Annotated in this window: 14 protein-coding genes and 1 pseudogene; 7 read left to right on the top strand and 8 right to left on the bottom strand. The window is 39.8% G+C overall.

Annotated features, from left to right (window positions below; translation table 11 throughout):
• Nucleotides 1–8 precede the first annotated feature (8 nt).
• The 8 genes from O0955_RS00070 to O0955_RS00040 form a co-directional block, all read right to left on the bottom strand.
• The gene (locus tag O0955_RS00070) at nt 9–1,760 is read right to left on the bottom strand and encodes a HAMP domain-containing sensor histidine kinase (protein WP_269425502.1); all 1,752 of its coding nucleotides are present in this window, start codon (nt 1,758–1,760) and stop codon (nt 9–11) included.
• 82 nt (nt 1,761–1,842) lie between these two features.
• The gene (locus O0955_RS00065) at nt 1,843–2,967 is read right to left on the bottom strand and encodes a sensor protein KdpD (protein ID WP_269425501.1); all 1,125 of its coding nucleotides are present in this window, start codon (nt 2,965–2,967) and stop codon (nt 1,843–1,845) included.
• A 69-nt stretch (nt 2,968–3,036) separates the two neighbouring features.
• Nucleotides 3,037–4,107, bottom strand: a complete 1,071-nt coding sequence (locus tag O0955_RS00060; RefSeq protein ID WP_269425500.1) for a porin — start codon at nt 4,105–4,107, stop codon at nt 3,037–3,039.
• Between the two features lie 156 nt (nt 4,108–4,263).
• Nucleotides 4,264–4,824 carry a potassium-transporting ATPase subunit KdpC gene (gene kdpC / locus O0955_RS00055; RefSeq protein WP_269425499.1) on the bottom strand — a complete coding sequence of 187 codons (561 nt, stop codon included), beginning with the start codon at nt 4,822–4,824 and terminating at the stop codon, nt 4,264–4,266.
• Between the two features lie 121 nt (nt 4,825–4,945).
• On the bottom strand, nt 4,946–6,973 hold the full coding sequence (gene kdpB, locus O0955_RS00050) for a potassium-transporting ATPase subunit KdpB (RefSeq protein WP_269425498.1): 2,028 nt from the start codon (nt 6,971–6,973) through the stop codon (nt 4,946–4,948).
• A 9-nt stretch (nt 6,974–6,982) separates the two neighbouring features.
• Nucleotides 6,983–8,701 (bottom strand): potassium-transporting ATPase subunit KdpA, encoded by a 1,719-nt coding sequence (kdpA, locus tag O0955_RS00045; protein WP_269425497.1) that lies wholly within the window; start codon nt 8,699–8,701, stop codon nt 6,983–6,985.
• A 78-nt stretch (nt 8,702–8,779) separates the two neighbouring features.
• Nucleotides 8,780–8,842 carry a potassium-transporting ATPase subunit F gene (locus O0955_RS18180; protein ID WP_394333576.1) on the bottom strand — a complete coding sequence of 21 codons (63 nt, stop codon included), beginning with the start codon at nt 8,840–8,842 and terminating at the stop codon, nt 8,780–8,782.
• Between the two features lie 404 nt (nt 8,843–9,246).
• Nucleotides 9,247–10,584: a sigma-54-dependent transcriptional regulator gene (locus O0955_RS00040; RefSeq protein ID WP_269425496.1), complete on the bottom strand. Its 1,338-nt coding sequence runs from the start codon at nt 10,582–10,584 to the stop codon at nt 9,247–9,249.
• Nucleotides 10,585–11,319: 735 nt separating this feature from the next.
• Between O0955_RS00040 and O0955_RS00035 the strand changes: the two genes are divergently transcribed.
• The 7 genes and pseudogenes from O0955_RS00035 to O0955_RS00005 form a co-directional block, all read left to right on the top strand.
• Entirely contained in the window at nt 11,320–13,791 is a 2,472-nt protein-coding gene (locus O0955_RS00035; RefSeq protein WP_269425495.1) for a PIG-L family deacetylase, read from the top strand.
• 102 nt (nt 13,792–13,893) lie between these two features.
• Nucleotides 13,894–15,585, top strand: coding sequence for a sodium:solute symporter family protein (locus O0955_RS00030; RefSeq protein ID WP_269425494.1), 1,692 nt, complete (start codon nt 13,894–13,896; stop codon nt 15,583–15,585).
• Between the two features lie 35 nt (nt 15,586–15,620).
• Nucleotides 15,621–16,139 (top strand): DUF2911 domain-containing protein, encoded by a 519-nt coding sequence (locus O0955_RS00025; RefSeq protein WP_269425493.1) that lies wholly within the window; start codon nt 15,621–15,623, stop codon nt 16,137–16,139.
• 143 nt (nt 16,140–16,282) lie between these two features.
• The gene (locus tag O0955_RS00020) at nt 16,283–16,474 is read left to right on the top strand and encodes a hypothetical protein (RefSeq protein ID WP_269425492.1); all 192 of its coding nucleotides are present in this window, start codon (nt 16,283–16,285) and stop codon (nt 16,472–16,474) included.
• 409 nt (nt 16,475–16,883) lie between these two features.
• On the top strand, nt 16,884–22,274 hold the full coding sequence (locus O0955_RS00015; protein WP_269425491.1) for a beta strand repeat-containing protein: 5,391 nt from the start codon (nt 16,884–16,886) through the stop codon (nt 22,272–22,274).
• Nucleotides 22,275–22,300: 26 nt separating this feature from the next.
• Nucleotides 22,301–23,368 carry a hypothetical protein gene (locus O0955_RS00010; RefSeq protein ID WP_269425490.1) on the top strand — a complete coding sequence of 356 codons (1,068 nt, stop codon included), beginning with the start codon at nt 22,301–22,303 and terminating at the stop codon, nt 23,366–23,368.
• 62 nt (nt 23,369–23,430) lie between these two features.
• Nucleotides 23,431–23,799, top strand: a pseudogene (locus O0955_RS00005) (gliding motility-associated C-terminal domain-containing protein); the annotation flags it as partial.

The raw sequence follows: 23,799 nt of genomic DNA, 5'->3' as shown, positions 1-23,799 counted from the left end.
ATTTGAGTTTATTCTACAACCGGTAAAGTAAAACAAAATTTGCTACCTTCTCCAATGGCACTTTCTACCCATATTTTGCCTTGTTCTGCTTCAATAAAATCTTTTGAAATGGCTAAACCCAAACCAGAACCTGATTTGTTTTGTCCATCGGTTGGAACTTGAAAATATCGGTCGAAGAGGCGCTTTTGGTATTTTTCATCAATGCCTTTTCCAAAATCCTGAACAGAAAATTCAATAAATTTATCCTTCTGCAACACATCAATCATTACTTTAGATTTTTCGGCACTGTAGCGCAAGGCATTTGATAAAAAGTTGACCATTACCCAGGCCGTTTTTTGGATATCAGCATTTACTTTTGGCAGGTTAGTACTGCAATTTATTTCAAGTTGAATAGATTTTTGTTCTGCCTGAAATTTAACCGCATCAATGGCATATTGAACGATTTCTTCAGGTTTTGTAACGGCAAAAGTTAATTTTAAATTTCCGGTTTCTACCTGAGAAAGATCTAAAAGTTCGCTGGTAATTTTTAAAAGCCTGTCGCTATCTTCCTTAATGTTTTCAACCAATTCAGTTTGTTCCTCATTCATCGTACCTACGCGATCATCTTTAAGCAGTTTCAAACTCATTTTTATTGAGGATAAAGGCGTTTTTAGCTCATGTGAAACTGTAGCGATAAAATTTGTTTTGGCTTCATCCAGTTCTTTAAATTGCGTAATATTTTTGAGAATATAAACGTTGCCAGCTGATTTTTCGGTTTCGATTAACGTTTTTTCTTCTCCATCATCATAATTGGGAATCCTGATTTCGCGGCTTTCCAAAACAAAATAAGATTCTCTTTCATCTGCATAAATTTTAAGCGTTTTATCGTCTGTTTCGGGCTTAATAATTCTTTTTAACAACTCATTTTTTTTCATGAGCTCGTCTGCATTCTGACCAATAACTTGCTCTTCGTCCAGGTTCATCAGTTTAGCGGCCAAATGATTTAAAAACAGAATCTCACCCTTTTCATTTAATCCAATAATAGCATCCTGCATTTGAGCAATGATGGCCTCAATCCTTGATTTTTCAGATTTAATCTTTGATAAATTACTGTTTTCCCATTCATTTAATTTTACAACCATGCCATTAAAAGCATTGGCCAGTTCGGTAAACTCGTCTTTATTATCGAAATGAAGTCGTTGTTTATAATTTTTACGACTGATTTGGCGGATGGCAGAACTAAACTCTGCCAAAGGATTGGCCACAAAACCGGGGAAATTAATGATAAAAGTAAACAGGATTATAAAACTTATGGTTGCTGCAAGGATGATGTAAAAATTTGCACTCGATGCGGTTTTATTTGCCAGTTGGTTTTTGTGATAAATGGCTTTCATATTTACCTGATCAATGGAATGGAGCGCAGACCGGATATCTTTAATTATGTTTTCTTTAACATGATCGGATGGAGATTTTTTGTATTGATTGTAAGCAACATTTAATTTTTCTGCAGCTGCTTTTTCTCCCGGTTCTGTTAAATTATCAAGTTCTTTTTTAAGATTGTCTTCAAATATCTGCGTATTTTGCTGATTTAAAACACCAGGGTTTTTATCCAGTATGTTTCGCATAGCAGATACATAATTAAGTGATTCGTAATTGTCTGCTAAAATTACTTTCGACTTATCGGATAACTTATTTAGATAGAATAAGGCAATTAATCCAAAGGAGAGTACGATTATAAAGAGAAAGCCGAATCCAATGCGGAGTTTGGTTTTGATTTTCATGAGAATTTATTTTAATAATAACGTTACCCTGAATTTATTTCAGGGTCTTTCTTTCTACTTAGATGCTGAAATAAACTCAGCATTATGAAAGAATAACCAAATCAATTTCTTTGCGTGCTAAATTACGCAAGAGTTGATTAAAAATTGCCGTTCGCATCATAACCTGAAAAATATTTAAATGTGGCTTCCCGATACAAATGGTTGTGATTTCTTTTTCTGTTGCCATATTAATGATGGTTTGGGTGATTTGATTACTTTTAATTTTGATTACTTCGGCGCCCAATTCCGTTGCCAGTTTAAAATGATTGATCAAATGTCGTTGTTTATCCAGCTTAATTCTGTCGAAACTTTCCTCATCACTCTGCACATACAAAACGATCCATGGCGAATGGTAATAGGAGGCAAGCCTTGCTGTTTTCCGGATTACTACACCGGCTGTTTCAGCATTGGAAGAAATACAGGCTAAAAATCGTTCAGCTCTTAATTTTACAGATTTAGGAATCTCTTTCTGGATTTTACGCTCAACCTGATGAACCACTTCTTTAAGGGCGAGCTCCCGGAGCTGCAAAATTTTATCGGACTGAAAGAAATTTCCTAATGCGCTTTTTATTTTAGTTTGATCGTATATCTTGCCTTCTTTTAAACGGGTAACCAGTTCATCTGCAGTTAAATCTATATTTACAATTTCATCGGCTATTTCCAGAATTTTATCGGGAATTCTTTCCGTAACTTCAATCCCGGTAATGTGAACAATATCTTCATTTATACTTTCCAAATGCTGAATATTCACAGCGGATATTACACTAATTCCGGCCTCGAGTAAGTCAAATACATCCTGCCAGCGTTTGGTATTCTTGCTGCCTTCAGCATTGGTGTGCGCCAACTCATCCACAATTACAATTTCCGGATGACGGTTAAGGATGCCCTGTAAATCCATTTCCTCAATCTCTTTGCCACGGTAGAAAATATTTTTCCGGGCAATAATGGGCAAACCACTAACCAATGCTTGTGTTTCTGCACGGTTATGTGTTTCTATGTAGCCAATGCAAACATCAACACCATTACGAAGCAAGGCGTGAGATTCTTGCAGCATACGATAAGTTTTTCCCACACCTGCACTCATCCCAATATAGATTTTGAGTTTTCCCCGTCTGGATTTTTTAACCAGGTCCAGGAACTTGCGTACCGAATCTTCTTTTTCTGACATTGATTTTTTATTTAGCTACAGACACACGGAGAAAATTAAGTGATTTCCGTGTGTCTGTAGCAAAAAACATTAAAATGCTACTGCAATACTTGCTGTTAAGGCTGTATTAGCATTTACCGGGTTTCCTCCACGGCTAAAAATTTTATCTTTACTGTCATAAATTTTACCTTCTAAACGCACTACTGCATTTACAATTGGCGAATAATCTACATTTAGAGAATAACCTTTGGTTTTAAACCCGTTTGGAGTTCCGGTTGAAATCAGGATACCATTTTTATCATCGTAATATTCAAACCGACTTGCAACAGCCCATTTGTCTGTAAATTTATATTGAGCAATAGCAACAGGGGAGAGGACTTCATTTTTAGCAGAATTTCCTTTCAGCTTTTGTTGTATGCCATAATCAAAGCCCAGGGTTAAACCGAATTTATCCGTTACCTGAAAAATGCCGTAAACATTATGGTAGAAACGATTTATCCGGACTGAATCGGCGCCCTCAGCGCCTAGATAATTGCTATAATTCACTGTAATTTTATCAGTTGGTTTCCAGGTAAGCTGTACACCTCCTGCGGGTTTATTATTGCCGTTCTGGCGGGTAATCCGTTGCCATCCATTTAGGTAGAGTAGGGTCGCAGTTAATTTTCCATTTTTAGTAATGTAAGTCATTTTGGCTCCAGATTCGTAATAGGGTGTATTCTCTGATGATATATTTCTGGTTAGTACCCAACAGTCTTTAGCCACAGCACTTTCAAAGCCAATATGTGATGAAAATATACCGGCATCAATCCAAAGATTTTCTGTTTTGGATAATCTGAGTCCAGCGTTTGCCTCAAACACGTTTTTTAGTACACCGGGTTCAGCAGCCAGATTTGCATTAGTGTAAGTGCCCGCCATTACCGCAAAGTTGGCCCGGACAGAGCCATTATCATAAGCAGCCTTAATAAAACCCAGATTTAAATTTACTTCGTTAGTACGGTTATGAGAATATACAAATCCTGGACGGTTATGATCGTTGGGTTTATTAAAGTCATAGAGGTAATAAGTTTCCAGATAACCTGAAAATTTCACTTTAGACTGCTCCTGGGAAAAAGCATTTAACGATATTGTTATAATAGAGATAAGGATGATTAATTTTTTCATTTTATTTTTTGATTTAATGTTTACTCAACATCATTGTGAAGCGGAATGAGGAAGCGAACTCCTTTTAAGATCCTAAGTTTATGATTACCCGGCTTATAAGCTTTTGGGGTTGTAATGTTAAGATTGCTTCGTTCCTCGCAATGACGGTTTGTTGAATTATAAATTATCTAAAGCCAGGTTCAGTTTTAAAACATTTACAGAGGATGGCCCGAATAAACCCATTAATGGTTTTAACGTATTGATGGCCACTAATTCTTTTACTTTTTTCTCATCAAGTTTACGGGCTTTGGCAACTCTTGCTATTTGAATGGCTGCACCTTGTTCGGAAATGTTGGGATCTAAACCACTTCCGGAGGCGGTAACCATATCGGCTGGAATTTCTGATTTTTTTAAACCCGGATTGTATTTCAAAAGGGTATCAATTCTTGAAGAAACTTCTTTCAGGTAGTCCGGGTTTGAAGGGCCTTTATTTGAACCCGCAGAACCTGCAGCATTATAGGACACAACAGATGGTCTGCCCCAAAAATATTCAGGTTTATTAAAGGATTGACCAAGTAAAGCATAACCGACAGTTTTACCGTTTTTGGTTATTTTTTCTCCACCACCATTCCCTTTTGAAAGTTTACCCGCAAGTGCAATGCTGATGGGGTAGATGATGCACAGCAACACGATTAAAACTAAGGTTAAGCGTATAGATTGTATGATATACTTTTTCATGATGTTTCTAATTTTTTGTTATACTGAGCTTGTTGAGGATCTCTGGCATAGGTGCATTGTTGTTTTGATAAGTGCTAATTGCCTGGAGATTCTTCACTGTGTTCAGAATGACAGGTTTTTTTTATATAAATAAGCTGATTAATAAATCAATTAATTTAATTCCGATAAATGGCGCTACTACACCGCCAATTCCATAAATAAATAAATTTCTGCGAAGCAAAGCTGTTGCGCCAATTGGTTTATAAGCCACGCCTTTTAAAGCCAGTGGAATTAAAATCGGGATGATAATGGCGTTAAAAATTACAGCCGACATAATTGCACTTTCCGGAGAATTTAAATCCATAATATTTAAACTTTTTAATGCCGGAATTGAAGCAATAAATAAGGCCGGAACAATGGCGAAATACTTTGCCACATCGTTTGCAATAGAGAAAGTGGTTAAGGTACCACGGGTAATTAATAATTGTTTGCCAATTTCCACAATCTCAATTAATTTGGTTGGGTCATTATCTAGGTCCACCATGTTCCCGGCTTCTTTTGCAGCCTGAGTACCACTATTCATCGCTACACCTACATCAGCCTGTGCTAATGCAGGGGCATCGTTTGTACCATCGCCCATCATAGCAACCAGCTTGCCCAAAGCCTGCTCATCTTTAATGTAATTCATTTTATCTTCCGGCTTTGCCTCTGCGATAAAATCATCAACCCCTGCTTTTTCTGCAATGTATTTGGCTGTTAAAGGATTATCTCCGGTTACCATTACCGTTTTAACCCCCATTTTGCGCAGGCGTTCAAAACGTTCGCTAATGCCGGGTTTAATAATGTCCTGTAACTCAATTACGCCTAAAGCTTTTTCATTTTCAGCAACCACCAAAGGTGTTCCGCCATTAGTTGCAATAGTTTTTACATGTGTTTCAATATCTGATGGAAAGATATTTCCGGCCTTTTCAACCATGTTTCGGATTGAATCAAAGGCACCTTTTCTAATGCGTCTGCCATCTTTAGTATCCAATCCGCTCGAACGGGTTTCTGCTGTAAATTTGATGAATGTAGAATCAACCGGGGTATGAAAATTTTTAAATCCCTGTTCTGCGGCCAGTTCAATAATTGACTTCCCCTCAGGAGTTTCATCTGCCAGTGAACTCAATACACATGCACCAGTAAAAGCATCTGCAGGTATACCTTCGGTAGGATAGAAGTTGGTGGCTTTACGGTTTCCAATAGTGATGGTTCCGGTTTTATCCAAAAGCAATACGTCTATATCGCCAGCTGTTTCAACTGCTTTTCCTGATTTGGTAATCACATTTGCCCTTAATGCTCTGTCCATTCCTGCAATGCCAATTGCGGATAGCAAACCACCGATTGTGGTTGGAATTAAACAAACAAACAATGAAATTAAGGCTGCAATGGTAATTGGTGTGTTGGCGTAATCGGCAAAAGGTTTTAAGGTTACACAAACAATGATAAATACAAGGGTAAAACTGGCCAGGAGAATGGTTAATGCAATTTCATTTGGGGTTTTCTGACGAGATGCACCTTCTACCAAAGCAATCATTTTATCCAGAAAACTTTCGCCGGGCGCAGTACTTACCTGAACTTTAATTTCGTCAGAGAGCACTTTTGTACCGCCTGTTACAGACGATTTATCCCCGCCGGATTCACGAATAACCGGAGCAGACTCTCCGGTAATGGCCGACTCATCAATCGTGGCAATTCCTTCAATAATTTCACCGTCAGTGGGAATGATATCACCTGCTTCGCAAACAAAAATATCTCCTTTTTTCAGCTGATTGGAAGAACGGATTTCAATAATTCCGCTATCTGATAAGACTTTAGCAGGCGTTTCTTCTCTCGTTTTGCGCAAGCTATCGGCCTGGGCTTTACCTCTGGCTTCGGCAATGGCCTCGGCAAAATTGGCAAACAAAACGGTCAGCAATAAAATTAAAAAGATAAAGAAATTATATAATGGCGAACCCTGTCCGCTATGGCTGAAAGAATACACGGTAACATACGCCATTACGAGCGTTCCGATCTCTACGGTAAACATCACCGGGTTGCGAACCATCATGCGGGGATCAAGCTTGATAAAAGATTGTTTTAATGCGGTTTGCACTAAAGCAGGTTCGAACAATTTATTATTGGGTTTCATTTTATTAATCTATTTAAGCATCGTAAAATATTCTGCCAATGGGCCTAAGGCCAAAGCAGGGAAATATGAAAGCGCATTTAACACAATGATCACGGCAAATGTCATTAAGCTAAAAGTTAGGGTATCAGTTTTTAACGTGCCGGCTGATTCTGGTATGAATTTCTTTTTAGCCAATAAACCAGCAATAGCAACCGGGCCAATAATTGGTAAGAAACGGCCTAAGAAAATTACAATCCCTGTAGATAGATTCCAGAAGATGTTATTATCACCCAAACCTTCAAAACCAGAACCGTTATTGGCATTTGAGGAAGTCATTTCATAAAGCATTTCGGAAAAACCATGAAAATTGGGATTATTTAACCAGTTTTTAGGTTGTACTGCCCAGGCTGCATCACCGTGATTGGTGAAAATATAACTTGCAACAGCAGTTCCGGCCAGGATTAAAAATGGGCTCAATAAAGTAATAATAGCGGCGATTTTAATTTCGCGGGCTTCTACTTTATGCCCCAAAAACTCTGGCGTACGACCTACCATCAACCCTGAAATAAATACGGCAATAATCAGGTAAATAAAATAATTTAATAAACCAACGCCACAACCACCGTAAAAAGCATTAATCATCATGGACAATAATTGCCATAATCCGGTTAGCGGCATGGTACTATCATGCATTCCATTAACCGAACCGGTAGAAATTACCGTAGTTAAAGTGCTCCAGTATGCGGTAGCAGCCGGGCCGATGCGCATTTCTTTCCCTTCCATTGCTCCGGTAGTTTGTGAAATACCCATTTTGGCCAATGCAGAGTTTCCGTCCAGTTCTGAACTTAATGTTGGAATCATCAGCATAAACATTCCAATTGTCATTACGCCAAAGATCATCCAGGCTAATTTTTTTCTGCGTATAAAATAGCCAAAAGCAATAACCATAGCCAGTGGAATGATGGTTTGAGCCATCATTTCAACCATATTGGTTAGGTAGCTTGGGTTTTCGAATGGATGTGAGGAGTTTGCCCCAAAGTACCCACCTCCATTCGTGCCCAGATGTTTTATGGCAATCATTTGCGCTGCGGGTCCACGCGAAACATGTACGGTATCACCCTGCATCGAAATAAACTGGTCTTTGCCTTCATAACTTGCAGGTGTACCATTAAAAGTTAAAATTAAGGCCACCACCACAGATAGCGGCAGCAATAAGCGGGTGATCGATTTTACGAAGTATTCCCAGAAATTACCCAGTTGTGTAGCCGTTTTGTCTCTGAAAGCTTTAAACAAAACTACAGCTGCGGCAATACCGGTTGCGGCACTTACAAATTGAAGAAACATCAGCACAAATTGCTGTGTTAAATAACTTACGCCGCTTTCGCCTGAGTAATGCTGAAGATTACAATTGGCGACAAAGCTGATAATGGTATTAAAAGCCAAATCAGGGCTCATACCGGGGTTAGCATCAGGATTGAACGGAAGCTTATCCTGAAAGATCAATACGAAAAAGCCATAAAATAACCACAGTATATTGATGGTTAACAGGGCTTTTAATTGTTGCTTCCAGTCCATTTGTTCTTTAATATTAATACCTGACAGCTTAAATATTCCGCGTTCAAGCGGTTTCAGGAAATCTGTCCATACTTTTTCTCCGGCAAATACTTTAGCCAGATACTTACCGAGCGGGATGGCAATAAGTAGCGTAAGCAGGAACGTGGCAATAATGCCAATTAATTCAGTGTTCATTTTTAATGTTTTTACTAAGTACTTGTCTTTTGGTTTATTGAAGGATAGGCTTCAATTTGCTTTGCAGGACAATTGTTTTTAAAATTTTTCGGGTTTAATCAGCACGTAAATCATGTAGATAAATACGGCGATTGCGATCATAAATAGTGCGGCCATAATTTTAGATTTTTTCGAACCAGTCGATTGTTTTGTAAGCTGCCCAGCATAGGGCAAGCAGGGTTAGAGATGAAATAATTGTCATAATCTTAATGATATTTATGAGCCAGTTGCCAACTGTTGTACCAATACGATGGGTTTTTTGATAAGTGATTGGTTTTTAATGTTTTGATTTGTTTTTGGTTGAACCGAAAAAAAATAAGCATAAAAAAACCCTTCCATTTTGGAAGGGTTTTTATCATAACGGAAAGGAGTATTAATTCCAACGGGTTTTTAAAAGAGAATGCTTTTTCGCCCTTGCAGGGGTGGAATAAAGCAGGTATTTTGGTTTATTAAGGTTTTTTCAGATGATAAGGATAATTCCCTGAATAACCATTTAAAATTGATTTTTACAGTTCCCGGATCTGATACTCCTCAATTTTACGATAAAGGGTTGTTAGGCCAATGCCGAGCAATCGTGAAGCTTCCGTTTTATTACCTTTGGTATGAACAAGTACTTTTTGGATGTGTTGTTTTTCGATTTGCTGTAAATCGTAGTTGTTCTCCAATGGAGCAAACTCAAAAAACTCCGGAGGCAGGGCAGAAGTATTTAAAACATCACCATCAGATAAAATTACTAAACGCTCGATTACGTTTTTTAATTCGCGAATGTTACCCTTCCAATTGTGATTACTTAGCAAGGCAAGGATTTTATCATCCATTTTAGGCTCCATTTTATTAACCTTGTCCGAAAATTCCTTTAAATAATATTTAGCGATTGCCGGAATATCTCCTTTTCGCTCATTTAGTGATGGCAATAGGATGCTAAAAACAGAGAGTCTGTAATATAAATCAGAACGGAATTTGCCTGAATTAGCATCTGCTTTTAAATCTTTATTTGTAGCCGCTAAAATGCGGACATTTACCTGTTGGGTGTGTGTATCTCCAATTTTAATAAAACTTTGATTTTCTAAAACCCTTAATAGTTTGGCCTGTAAATCGAGATTCATTTCTCCAATTTCATCAAGAAATAACGTACCGCCGTTGGCTTCTTCCAGTAATCCTTTTTTATCCTTATTGGCACCAGTAAAGGCACCTGCTTTATAGCCAAATAATTCACTTTCCAGTAAATCAGGACTAAAACCGCTACAGTTTAAGGCTATAAAAGGATTAAGTGCCCGTGGACTTTCATAGTGAATAGATTGTGCAAAAACTTCCTTTCCTGTTCCTGTTTCGCCTAATAATAAAACAGTAGTATCGGTTTGACTTACTTTTTTGGCTAATTCTATTGCTTCTTTTAAAGCCTTAGACTGACCTATAATGGTGTTAAAATTGTGTTTCCTTATAATTTTATTTTCAAGATCGGCTACACGGCGCTGCAGATTAGATTTATCCATAGCTTTGTATAGCAACGGAATAATTTTATCATTATCATCGCCTTTTACAAGATAATCGAAGGCTCCGTTTTTAATGGCCAATACACCATCAGCTATGGTTCCATAAGCGGTTAAATTAATAATTTCTACATAAGGTTTTAAGGCTTTAATATCCTTTACCAAAGCCACTCCGTTAACATCAGGCAATTTTACATCGCTGATTACAATACTAATGTCGTTATTTTTGAGAATCCTGATACCCTCTTTGCCAGTACTGGCTTGTAAAGTTTTAAAACCTTCAAGTTCAATAATTCTGGAAAGTAAACTGCAAATCTTCTTTTCATCATCAATGATGAGCACAATTCCGTTCATAGGTTTTATTTATGAGGCAATATTAAGAATAAAATAAATGATTTTGATCTGCTTCTTTGGTATGTTGCATAACTAGTTTGTGGAGCCGAAGCAGTGTTTCTTTGTTGCTATAGCAAGAAGCCCTATAACCATCGGATAAGTAGAATTGTCTTTGCCAGACAGGCTTCGTACCTTTTTCTTAACAAAAAGGTACCCAAAAGTCAAGGCTTGCATGCTTTCTTGAATAGCAACATCAGAATTCTAATGGCGGTAATATGAGGCTTAGACCTGCTCACAATTCCTGCGCCCGCTGCATATTTCCTTGGTTTTTTGTAATATGAAAAATCCTGCAAGAATTCTAATGTGCGATCCATCAAAATCCTGCCATGCCGGAGACTAAATCGCTCAGTACATCATGGAATTAAAGATTGTTCGGCGAAAGCCGATAAGCAATTTAACAAAATATATTATTCTGCACCTTGTATCTGCACTCAATAAGGCCAAAGTACTGCTTCTTCGTTCAACTTCTAATCGGCCCAATAAATTTGGGGGATGTAAAAAGCTAGGCCTTAGCAATAACCTTAATACAAAAAAATTCAGCCAACAATTTTGTTTCTTTTGTTGCCAAAAGAAAAAGGCCTCTGCGGCGAGCAGATAGATAAGATTATCTTGCCAGACAGAATTTGTACTTTTTTCGTTTCGAAAGACACAGAATAGAAGCAAATTGAGCATATTTGAGTGCACAAAACAAATTTTATGTTTAGAAACCTGATTGCAATAGCATTTTTGCTTTTGAATGTGGTATTTTGCCAGGCGCAACAAGTTCGTCCGGCAAAATCATCAGATATTTACAGAGAACTTAAAACACTGAAACACTTACCCAAAGTGTTGTATCTGGCGGCACACCCTGATGATGAAAACACTGGTTTATTGTCATGGTTAGTTAACGAACAAAATGTAGAAACTGCTTATTTATCTCTAACCAGAGGCGATGGGGGACAAAACCTTTTAGGTACAGAGCAAGGAGCTGCATTGGGTTTAATCAGAACACACGAACTTTTAGAGGCGAGGAAATTAGATGGCGCTCAGCAGTTTTTTACCCGGGCGATAGATTTTGGTTTTTCTAAAAATACAGACGATACATTTAAACAATGGGATGTCGATAGTTTGACAGCAGATGTGGTTTGGGTAATCCGTAAATTCAGACCTGATGTAATTATCTGCCGCTTTCCGCCAACTGCGGCTGCAGGTCATGGGCAGCATGCAGCTTCGGCTGTTGTTGCAGAGAAAGCTTTTGCGGCAGCTGCCGATCCGAAGCAATTCCCTAATCAGTTAAAATATGTAAGTGTTTGGCAACCTAAGCGCTTGTTGTGGAATACTTTTAGATTTGGGAGTGTAAATACTACATCAGAAAATCAGCTTAAAATTACCGCAGGCCAATATGATCCACAACTTGGAATGGGCTATGGTGAACTTGCCGGAATCAGCAGAAGCCTTCATAAAAGTCAGGGTGCTGGTACACAGTCTGTTGCGGGCATACGCACAGAATATTTTACGCCCGTAGCCGGAGATCAGGCTAAATCAACCATGTTTGACGGATTAAATAAAACTTTTACTACTGCAGGTTATAAAGAAATAGATGATGCAATTAGCCGGATTATTGAAAAATTTAATTTTAAAGACCCGGATTTAATTCTTACGGATTTAATTGCACTGCGTAAAAAAATCAGCATTATTAAAGATAAATACTTACTCACAGATAAATTGCAGGCACTGGATCAGTTGATTTTACATTGTACCGGATTTATGGGTGAGGTAGTGACTAATACACCAACCGCTGTAGCCGGAGATCAGTATAACTTTAGACTTAACCTGATCGCCAGATCAAAAACGCCCGTATCAATTGAAGAAATTGGCTGGTTAAAGGATAATGAAAAATTAAACAGAGTTTTATCTAACGATTCTTTGATTACATTAAATCACAAAATTCAAATTCCTGTTGATGCGGCTTTAACAGAGCCTTACTGGCTGGCAAAACCTGCAAAAAATGCTGCAACTTTTAGTGTTACCAACGACACTTTAATCGGTTTGCCCGAAACAGAATCACCTTTAAATGTATGGTTGACTTTAAAGATAGGGGCAGAGCGGTTTAAAGTTCAACTCCCTTTATCTTATAAAAAATTAGATCCGGTTAAGGGTGATGTTGTAGAGCCTTTGCGCATTGTTCCGGCTTTGGAGTTAAAATTTAACCAGTCGGTTTATCTGGTGAAAGTTGACAATGATTTAGTTCTCGATCTGAATTTTAAGATCAACACCAACCGCGAATTTAAAGATGGCAAGGTGGTTCTAAAATCAGGCAATCAGGTGTTGACTACGCTTTCAGGCATTACTTTAAACGGAAAAGATCAAACCTTAAGTTTTACGCTTAAAAAAGCTGATCTGAATAAGTTAAATACCAACCAGTTTAAACTTGAAGCCAGTTATACCTCAGGTAATACCGTGTTCGAAAAAAACCAACAGCTTATTCAATACCCACACCTGCCATCGCTGCAATATTTTACACCAGCAAGCACATTGGTTCTGAAAGGTGATATTCAGGTTACTGCCAAAAAAATTGGATATATTGAAGGAGCAGGTGATTTTATTCCAACTTTTTTAAGGCAATCGGGTTTGCAGGTTGACGTGCTGAAAGCTGCAGATATTTTTGATGCCACGAAATTAGCTTCATATGATGCCATTGTAACTGGTGTAAGGGTTATTAATGCCGAAAAGCAAATCGTAAGCTGGCTGCCTCAATTAAAAAACTATGTTAAAAACGGAGGTACGCTGGTGATGCAATACAATACCCAGCAGGATATGGCTACTGAAGATTTTGGGGTATATCCGTTCTCCTTAAGTAATAAAAGAGTAACCGAAGAAAATGCGGAGGTTAAGTTCTTAAATCCCGGGCATCGTTTGTTAAATTACCCGAATAAAATTACAGAAGCGGATTTTAAGAACTGGGTACAGGAGCGTGGAGCTTATTTTCCTGATCGTTGGGATAAACAGTACGAAGTTTTATTTGAAATGCACGATACTGGAGAGGAACCTTTGCAGGGATCTACGCTATATGCAAAATATGGAAAGGGTAACTTTATTTATACTCCGCTTGCATTTTTCAGACAGCTGCCCGCCGGAAATGTAGGTGCTGCCCGTTTATTTTTTAACTTTTTATCAGCAGGCAAATAAGATGAAAAATATACTGAGAAATTGGAACACCTGGTATATTTTACTTGCTTTGGCATTAATTGCACAGATTATATTCTATTACCTTTTTACTAAATATTGGGCATGAGCAATATAGACTGGATTGTTCTTGTTTTTACTTTGTTTGCTGTGGTGGTTTATGGCATCTTTATTGGCCGTGGTCAGAAAAGCAATGAATCTTACCTTAAGGCAGATAATAAAATGCCCTGGTATATTGTATTGCTTGGGATTATGGCCACACAGGCCAGTGCCATTACCTTCCTTTCAGCACCGGGGCAGGCTTACACCGATGGAATGCGCTTTGTACAATACTATTTTGGCCTGCCACTGGCGATGATTGTCATTTCAATTACGTTCATCCCCATCTTTCAACGGTTGAATGTTTATACTGCATATGAATATCTGGAACAACGTTTTGACCGCAAAACCCGTGTGCTTACTTCTCTGTTGTTTCTGCTTTCAAGAGGTCTATCAACCGGAATCAGCATCTATGCACCCAGTATTATTTTATCCAGTGTTTTAAACTGGAACATTTATTTAACCAATATTTTAACAGGTGGAATTTTATTGATCTATACCTATATTGGAGGAGCAAAGGCTGTTGCACATACCCAAAAACTGCAGTTTCTGATTATTTTAGGAACTATGGCTTTTGCAGCTTATTTATTGGTGCAAAATATGCCAAATGGGGCAAGTTTTAGTGATGCACTTTACCTGGCCGGAAAATCGGACAAATTAAATGTCATTACCACAGAGTTTGACTGGAAAGACAAATACAACATCTGGAGTGGCATTTTTGGAGGTTTTTTTCTTGCGCTTTCTTACTTTGGAACCGATCAAAGTCAGGTAGGGCGCTACATCAGTGCAAAAGATACCAGCACTGGCAGGATGGGTTTATTGCTGAACGGATTGGTTAAAATCCCGATGCAGTTTGCAATACTTTTAATCGGCGCTTTACTTTTTGCGTTCTTTGCATTAAAACCAGCACCAATTTATTTTAACGAACACTCTTATCAATATTTAAAAACGAGTAATCCTGAGCTCGCAACCAGTCTTGAAAAAGAACATAATTTTTTGCAACAGAAATTCGGACTGCAATCGAAACAAATATTAGCCGAACGTAAAACGGCGTCGGCACATTTAAATACTTCAATAGCCGAATTTAAAACAACCCAAAAGCAAATTAAAGACTTACACAGCAGAGTTGAGGAGGCCATTAATAAAACCAATTATAATGCTGAACGGACAGATACCAATTACATTTTTCTATATTTTGTAAAAAGCACTTTGCCGGTTGGTATGATCGGTTTATTATTTGCTGTAATATTTTTGGCTTCTTGGGGTTCTATTTCTGCTGCGCTAAACTCTCTGGCTTCCTCCTCATTAAAAGATGTACATTTAATTTTTAGTAAAAAGAAGCCCAATGATGAAGAGGAGTTGGCTTACAGCAGATTGCATACCCTGGCCTGGGGATTATTTTCGATAGCTGTGGCCATGTTTGCAACTCAAATGGGTTCCTTAATAGAGGCCGTAAACGTACTGGGGTCACTTTTTTACGGACCTATATTGGGTATTTTTCTGGTTGCCTTTTATTTCAAAAAAATCAATGGCTCTTTGGTATTTTTTGCTGCAATATTAGCGGAGGTAAGCGTAATAGCCGTTTATAAATTTGATATAGTTTCTTTTCTCTGGCTCAATATTATCGGGGCTTTTGGTGTTGTCTTTTTTTGTATTGCCGGTTTATTGTTTTATCATCCTAAAGCCCTAAATTCGTAAAATCAAAATACAACAAAAACAAATAAAATAATACTATGAAAACGATGATCAAATCTATTGCTATGATCTTTACGGCAATTACCGTTTCCGTAACGGCCATGGCTCAGGATGCTCAACCAAAACCAAGTCCGGCAGCAACAGCAACAGGGAAGGTAAAAGGTGCAAACATTACCATTAATTATAGCAGTCCCGCAGTTAAAGGACGTAAAATTTGGGGTGGATTAGAAGCTTACGATAAAGTATGGCGCGCCGGAGCAAACGAAGCAACAACTTTCGAAACCGATAAAGATATTAAGGTAGAAGGTAAAGTTTTACCTGCCGGAAAATACAGCTTCTTTTTAATTCCTAAAGAAAGCGGCCCGTGGGTAGCTATTTTTAACAAAGAACCAAAACAGTGGGGTGCTTATAAATATGAAGAAGCAAAAGACCAGTTAAGAGTTAATGTTAAAACAAAAGCATTAAAAGCAACACAAGAACGTTTGGTTTATAAAATTACGAATAGTGGTTTTTCTTTAGACTGGGACATGATTTCTGTTCCGGTATCTATAAAATAAATAAACTGATCATGAATCAAAGCCACTTTGCAATTGTAAAGTGGCTTTTTTGTTTACTTATATTTAGATCAAAATTCATGTTATGAAATGATTTTTCAGCAAACTTAATTAGTTAATAGCTGTTGTAGATATAAAAATATAACATGACACCATTAGAAATAAATGCAGAACAAAATGCTTCATTAAGCAATAAAAGTACATCAGAAGAAGTTAGTAACCAGCCATTAGAATTACATCCTGAAGCTTATAGGGTAAAAGGGCCATCACCCGATAAAATGAGAAGCGTTTCAGCATCAATACGCGCTTACGCAAATGGCTTATATGGATTACTGTAAGATAAAGCATCAATCCTAACATTTCCCCAAAAATGTAGATTTCAGTTTTATTTAATTCCTTGATTTATAAAAAAAAATGCCCTGCTCTGTGGAGTATTTTGGCTATATCTCCCCACTTTTCCTCAATTTATATTCCTCAATTTCTTACTTATGATTAAGTATGGTAAAAGCAGGTCTCTGTAAAGCAAGTATTGTGGTTTAATTGGGTAAAAAATTCCCCTATTTCCATGTTGCTGTTTTACTTGTTGAGACTTTATTCCTCATATTTCCTCTTGTTGTTTTGTGTGATTGGGACATTCCGCTATATGTAGTGGCATAAGTTACATTGGATAGGTTTTTGTCTTTAGGGATGCAGATGCATTTAGAGAATTAACACTAAATCATACCAAACAAAAATAACTTAACTATTATGAATAGACGCTTTATCTTTAGCTTAGCAATTTTGTTAAGCGCTTTTGGTGTTTCTGCACAACAAAAAGTAAAAGATGGAACAGTTGCAGGAGGTAATTTACCGAATAAGGATGCAATTTTAGAGCTGGAGAGTTCTAACAAAGGTTTTTTACATACCCGTGTTGCCTTAAAGGCCTCTACGAATGCTTTTCCATTAAGTGCACATGTTGCGGGGATGATGGTTTACAATACAGCCACCGAAAACGATGTTGTACCGGGTATTTATTACAATGATGGTACTAAATGGGTTTTTGTAAGAAGCAGCAGTTCGATATTGGTTGAAAGTCAACCTGGTAAAACAGGTACACCTGGTATCCCCGGTCAACCGGGTGGTCCAGGATCTGGCGTTACAATTGTGACCAATGACAGTGGTACCTGGGTTTATAACCCAACGACCAATACCTGGACAAATATTAGTGGAGGAAAGGGAGCCGATGGAAAGAATGGTACTTCTGTAACAGCAGGTCCAAATACGCCTGTAAACGGAGCGGGTTCAAATGGGGATACTTATATTAATACCAGTACTGGAGATGTTTATACAAAAGAAGGAAATGTTTGGGTATTAAGTGGGAATATCAAAGGCCCGAAAGGCGATAATGGAAAAGATGGGATTGATGGTAAATCTATTACCGGAGGATCAGGTGCACCAGGATTAAATACAGGTGCAAATGGTGATAGTTATGTTAATACAACAAACGGAGATGTTTATACCAAACAAGGAAATACCTGGGTAGTAACAGGAAATATTAAAGGCCTGAAAGGAGATGCAGGTGTAGTTGGTGTTCAGGGAATGCCTGGCGCAAGCGGAGCGCCTGGTACTCCGGGTTCCGGCACTGCTGGTGCGCCTGGAACAGGGGTTACGATTGTAACGAATGACAGTGGTACCTGGGTGTATAACCCAACGACGAATACCTGGACAAATATCAATGGTCCGAAGGGAGACAAAGGAGATAAGGGAGATGCAGGTGTAGTTGGTGTTCAGGGAATGCCTGGCACAAGTGGAGCACCTGGTACTCCGGGATCAGGTACGCCTGGAGCACCTGGCACAGGGGTTACGATTGTGACGAATGACAGTGGTACCTGGGTTTATAACCCAACAACCAATACCTGGACAAACATAAACGGTCCAAAAGGAGATAAAGGAGATGCAGGCGTAGTTGGTGTTCAGGGAATGCCTGGCACAAGCGGAGCACCTGGTATTCCGGGTTCCGGTACGCCTGGTGCACCTGGGACAGGGGTTACGATTGTAACGAATGACAGTGGTACCTGGGTGTATAACCCAACAACCAATACCTGGACGAATATCAATGGTCCAAAAGGAGATAAGGGAGATAAAGGTGATGCAGGCGTAGTTGGAGTTCAGGGAATGCCTGGCACAAGTGGAGCACCTGGTACTCCGGGTTCCGGCACTGCTGGAGCACCTGGCACAGGGGTTACGATTGTGACGAATGACAGTGGTACCTGGGTTTATAACCCAACAACCAATACCTGGACAAACATAAACGGTCCAAAAGGAGATAAAGGAGATGCAGGCGTAGTTGGTGTTCAGGGAATGCCTGGCACAAGTGGAGCACCTGGTATTCCGGGTTCCGGTACGCCTGGTGCACCTGGCACAGGAGTTACGATTGTGACGAATGACAGTGGTACCTGGGTGTATAACCCAACCACAAATACCTGGACGAATATCAATGGTCCAAAAGGAGACAAGGGAGATAAAGGTGATGCAGGAATAGTTGGTGTTCAGGGTATGCCTGGCACAAGCGGCACACCTGGTACTCCGGGATCAGGTACGCCTGGTGCACCTGGCACAGGGGTTACGATTGTAACGAATGACAGTGGTACCTGGGTTTATAACCCAACGACCAATACCTGGACGAATATCAACGGTCCAAAAGGAGATAAGGGCGATGCAGGAGTAGTTGGTGTTCAGGGCATGCCTGGCACGAGTGGCACACCTGGTACTCCGGGTTCCGGCACAGCTGGAGCCCCTGGGACAGGGGTTACGATTGTAACGAATGACAGTGGTACCTGGGTTTATAACCCAACAACCAATAGCTGGACGAATATCAATGGTCCAAAAGGAGATAAAGGAGATGCAGGCGTAGTTGGTGTTCAGGGCATGCCTGGCACGAGTGGCACACCTGGTACACCGGGGTCAGGTACGCCTGGAGCACCTGGGACAGGGGTTACGATTGTGACGAATGACAGTGGTACCTGGGTGTATAATCCAACGACCAATACCTGGACAAACATAAACGGTCCAAAAGGAGATAAAGGAGATGCAGGAGTGGTTGGTGTTCAGGGCATGCCTGGCACAAGTGGAGCACCTGGTACTCCGGGATCAGGTACGCCTGGTGCACCAGGCACAGGAGTTACGATTGTGACGAATGACAGTGGTACCTGGGTGTATAATCCAACCACAAATACCTGGACGAATATCAATGGTCCAAAAGGAGACAAGGGAGATAAAGGTGATGCAGGCGTAGTTGGTGTTCAGGGAATGCCTGGCACAAGCGGCACACCTGGTACTCCGGGATCAGGTACGCCTGGAGCACCTGGCACAGGGGTTACGATTGTAACGAATGACAGTGGTACCTGGGTGTATAACCCAACGACCAATACCTGGACCAACATCAATGGTCCAAAAGGAGACAAGGGAGATAAAGGCGATGCAGGCGTAGTTGGAGTTCAGGGCATGCCTGGCACAAGCGGAGCACCTGGTACTCCGGGATCAGGTACGCCTGGTGCACCTGGCACAGGGGTTACGATTGTAACGAATGACAGTGGCACCTGGGTGTATAACCCAACAACCAATACCTGGACGAATATCAATGGTCCAAAAGGAGATAAAGGAGATGCAGGCGTAGTTGGTGTTCAGGGAATGCCTGGCACAAGCGGAGCACCTGGTACTCCGGGATCAGGTACGCCTGGTGCACCTGGCACAGGAGTTACGATTGTAACGAATGACAGTGGTACCTGGGTTTATAACCCAACAACCAATACCTGGACGAATATCAATGGTCCAAAAGGAGACAAGGGGGATACTGGAGCACAAGGCCCAATTGGCTTAACTGGTGCAGCAGGGCCAGCAGGTGCTCAGGGTATACCTGGAGCAAATGGAGTTGATGGTGCTCAGGGTCCTATTGGTCCAACCGGAGCGCCTGGAGCTCAGGGCCCTCAGGGAGATAAAGGTGATACTGGTGCACAAGGCCCTATTGGTTTAACGGGAGCACCGGGAGCTACTGGTGCTCAGGGTCCAAAAGGAGATACAGGAACAACAGGTGCACAAGGTCCTATTGGTTTAACGGGAGCGCCGGGGGCAATGGGTCCTCAGGGTCCAAAAGGTGATACAGGTACTCAGGGTGGTATAGGTTTAATTACTAATGGTCTTAATACTATAGTTACCGGAAATGGAACAACTGCAACACCTTATCAGATTAATACTAAAGCATCTGCATTTAGTCAGGATATATCAACCGGAGTAATTACGCATATTAATGATGCTACTACTCCTGTTACTTCAACAGCTGTGGTTCGCAGTACAAATGCAGGGCAGCTTTTAACAGTAGGTACTGATGGTGGTGCTTTGCTTACCCAGGCATCGATAACCAATTTAGAACCTTGGCAAATTCAGGGTACTGCTAATAAGGCGATATTAAATACGGATAATATTTATCAGCAAGGAAAAGTTTCTATTGGTTCTACAAGTGCTACACCAGCTACAACTAAACAATTAGAAGTAGTAGGTGATTTAAAAGCAAAATACTTAAATGGTGGAAACTATTATGGTGTCGAAACGGGCGATGCAGGCTTGGGTATACCGACCAGTATGATGTATGTGAGCAACAACGTAGATATTACTGCTGCTACAGCAACTTCTATCAGTATTTTACGACCAGGGATTGTTAATTTTCAAACTACTGATGCAAGTGGTGGCACTGGTAGTGTGGCTGCTTTTTCAAATGCAAGTGGCGGTAATGTTAGTATGGTCGCTAATAATCCAGCTGGAAACATTACTTCTTCTGTTTGGGGTTATAATGATGGTTCACTAAGCAATGTTACGCTCTCTCATGCAAGAACATCAGCAGAAGCAACGAATATTAAACTTGAAAAACTGAAAGGGGTAAGCTTTGACTTTAATAAAACAGATGGAACAGTTGAAGGCAGTTATACTTTTCCAAGAATTAACGGTGCGACCAATCAGGTGCTAACTACTCCGGGAGGTTTAAATGCACAATTGGTTTGGAAAGATATTAATGATTTGGTTAATAGTCCTGAGCCTTTGCAGATACAGGGAACAACCGATAAAGCGATTGCTAATACAGATAATGTTTACCAAATGGGTACGGTTGCGATTGCTAAAAACACAGCTTTAGCTGGTAGCTCTTTAGATGTTAAGGGTGCTGTAGTTACAGGAACTGGTCATGTAGGCTCAGTAGGTCTAAACTCTTTTATCATTGGCGGTAACAATAATGTAGCTTCTGGAGAGAATTCTATTGCTGGTGGTTTTAATTCAATAGCCTCAGGAGATCACTCTATTGCTATAGGAACGAACGGAACAATCGCATCTGGTTACAATTCAAAAAACTTTGGAGCAACTTCAACTGCTTCACAAGCTAATGCATTCATTGCCGGCGGTATTAACAATACAGCTTCTGCGATAAATACGTTTGTGTCAGGACAGGGCAATAGAGCAAGTGGACAGCATAGTTTTGCTACTGGTCAAAATACAATTGCTTCTTCAATTGGAGAAGTCGTAACGGGTCTGTACAATGCCATCACTACCGGAAATACAAGTGTACCTACCGGGACTGATGCTGCATTCCAGATTGGTAATGGTACATCTACAACTAGAAGTAATGCCATAACTGTACTTAAAAACGGAAGTATTGGTACTGATTTAGCTATTGCGCCAACTGAGCGTTTGGATATTGGTTCGAAAGGTGTTAGAATCCGTGATATCAATACAGTCGCATATACAGGAGTAGGCAGCGAGAGAATAGTAGTAGCTGATGCAAGTGGCGTATTGAAAACAATTTCCGCTTTACCAGCTAGTGCTATCCGCACGGAAACTGCAAATTACTCAGCTGTGGTAACAGATGAAACGATTCTAATAGATGCAACAAGTGCTGCTGTAAAAGTAACCTTGCCTGCCGCAAGTGCATCAATAAAAGGTAAAAAATATACAGTTAAGAAAATAGATACCACTGGAAATGGAGTTAATGTAATTTCCTCAGGCGGTACCATTGATGGGAATGCGGCTGCTACAGGTATTACAGGAACACTGTCATGGCAAGGGTGGGTTTTCCAATGTGATGGTGTGAATTGGTTTATCGTTAGCCGTATTTAATAAGAAAATTCAATTATTGTTAAAAGATGAAAAATTTATATATATCAACACTATTGTTGTTGTGCACAGTAACAATAACTAAAGCTCAGCAAGGTTTTGGTACAAATAGTCCAGCCTCGTCATCTGTAATCGACATGGTTGCCACAGATAAGGGCGCTTTGTTGCCTCGTATTGCTTTAACCAGCATTACAGTAGCAGCACCAGTTTCTACACCTGTAAACGGGCTTACAGTTTTTAATACAGCTACTGCTGGAACTGCTCCAAATAATGTAACGCCAGGTTACTACTATTGGAGTACAATAAGTAGTAAATGGGTAAGGATGCAGGATGCTGTTAACAATATCTATACTAATGATGGAACACTTGCATCAAATAGAATTGTTACACAAGGAGCAAATACACTCAGTTATACAGGTACAGCTGCATCTATGGTTAAAATTACCAATACTGCAGGTACATTATCCACACCAGTATCTGCATTGCAGATTGTTGATGGATCGCAAGCTACTGGTAAGGTGCTTACTTCTGATGCGAATGGAAATACTTCCTGGACATATTCAGCTTTACAAGCAATAACAGGTACTTTGCCCTCAGGTGCATCAGTGGTTAGCTTTACAAGTTACGGTGCAGGTAATCCTCCAAATATCTCGTTATATACTGGAGGTTCTATAACCCTGCCTCCAGGAAAATGGATGGTTTCTTTTGGTTCATTAGCTTCTATGGGGCAAAATGACAGAATGAATACCTCAGATGCACAATTATGGTGCACGGCATTTTTATCTAATTCTACGAGTTCAAATGTGGCAACTACTGATTACATCACAGCCTATACAGGTCAGAGAGGTTCTGGTGGATCAATTGGTAGAGGAATGAACAGAACTATGGTAACTGGTGCCATTGCTATAAACAATACCAGCGGTGCAAACAAAACATATTATTTATGGGCAAATCAGGAACTGGAAACATACACAGGTGGACCAGCACAAATATATATTAATGGAGGAACGACTCTAGGTACAAATCCAGGTTATTGGGTTAACCTCTTCGGTAGCGGAAATTATGAGCGTTATTTTTATGCTATTCCAATTCAATAAAATTAATTGAGTACCTCCAAATTAATTGTAGTAATTAAAAACGAAGTCCAATTAGAGAAAAAATGAAAAGAATAATTAATTTATTGTGCTGCCTGAGTTTAATTTCTTTTGGTCTTTACGCTCAAAGTGGCGCTGGGAGTATGACGGTTGATGAGTCGGTGGTTGTGGTTTCAGCGGGTACGACCGAGCAGCGCTTTAGCGAGGGCACTTACTTTGGCCCGAAAGCGAACTGGGAGATCAACGGTACGCTGGAGATTTACAGTAAAAATGTCTGGATTGCCCCGGGGGCTACTTTCAGCGGTACGGGCAAGATTATTATCTACAACCCGGGCACTAACCCTTTTTATCCGGCTATGGCTTCAGGGCCAACCAATATCGATGGGAACAATGGTAATTTCATCAACCTGATTATCGAACACCAGAATACAGAA

Origin of the sequence: Pedobacter punctiformis (genome assembly GCF_027213715.1) — a bacterium.
In the GTDB taxonomy this organism is placed as follows: Bacteria; Bacteroidota; Bacteroidia; order Sphingobacteriales; family Sphingobacteriaceae; genus Pedobacter; species Pedobacter punctiformis.
Note: the sequence above shows the minus strand (reverse complement) of the source record. Positions and strands in the feature narration are given on the sequence as shown.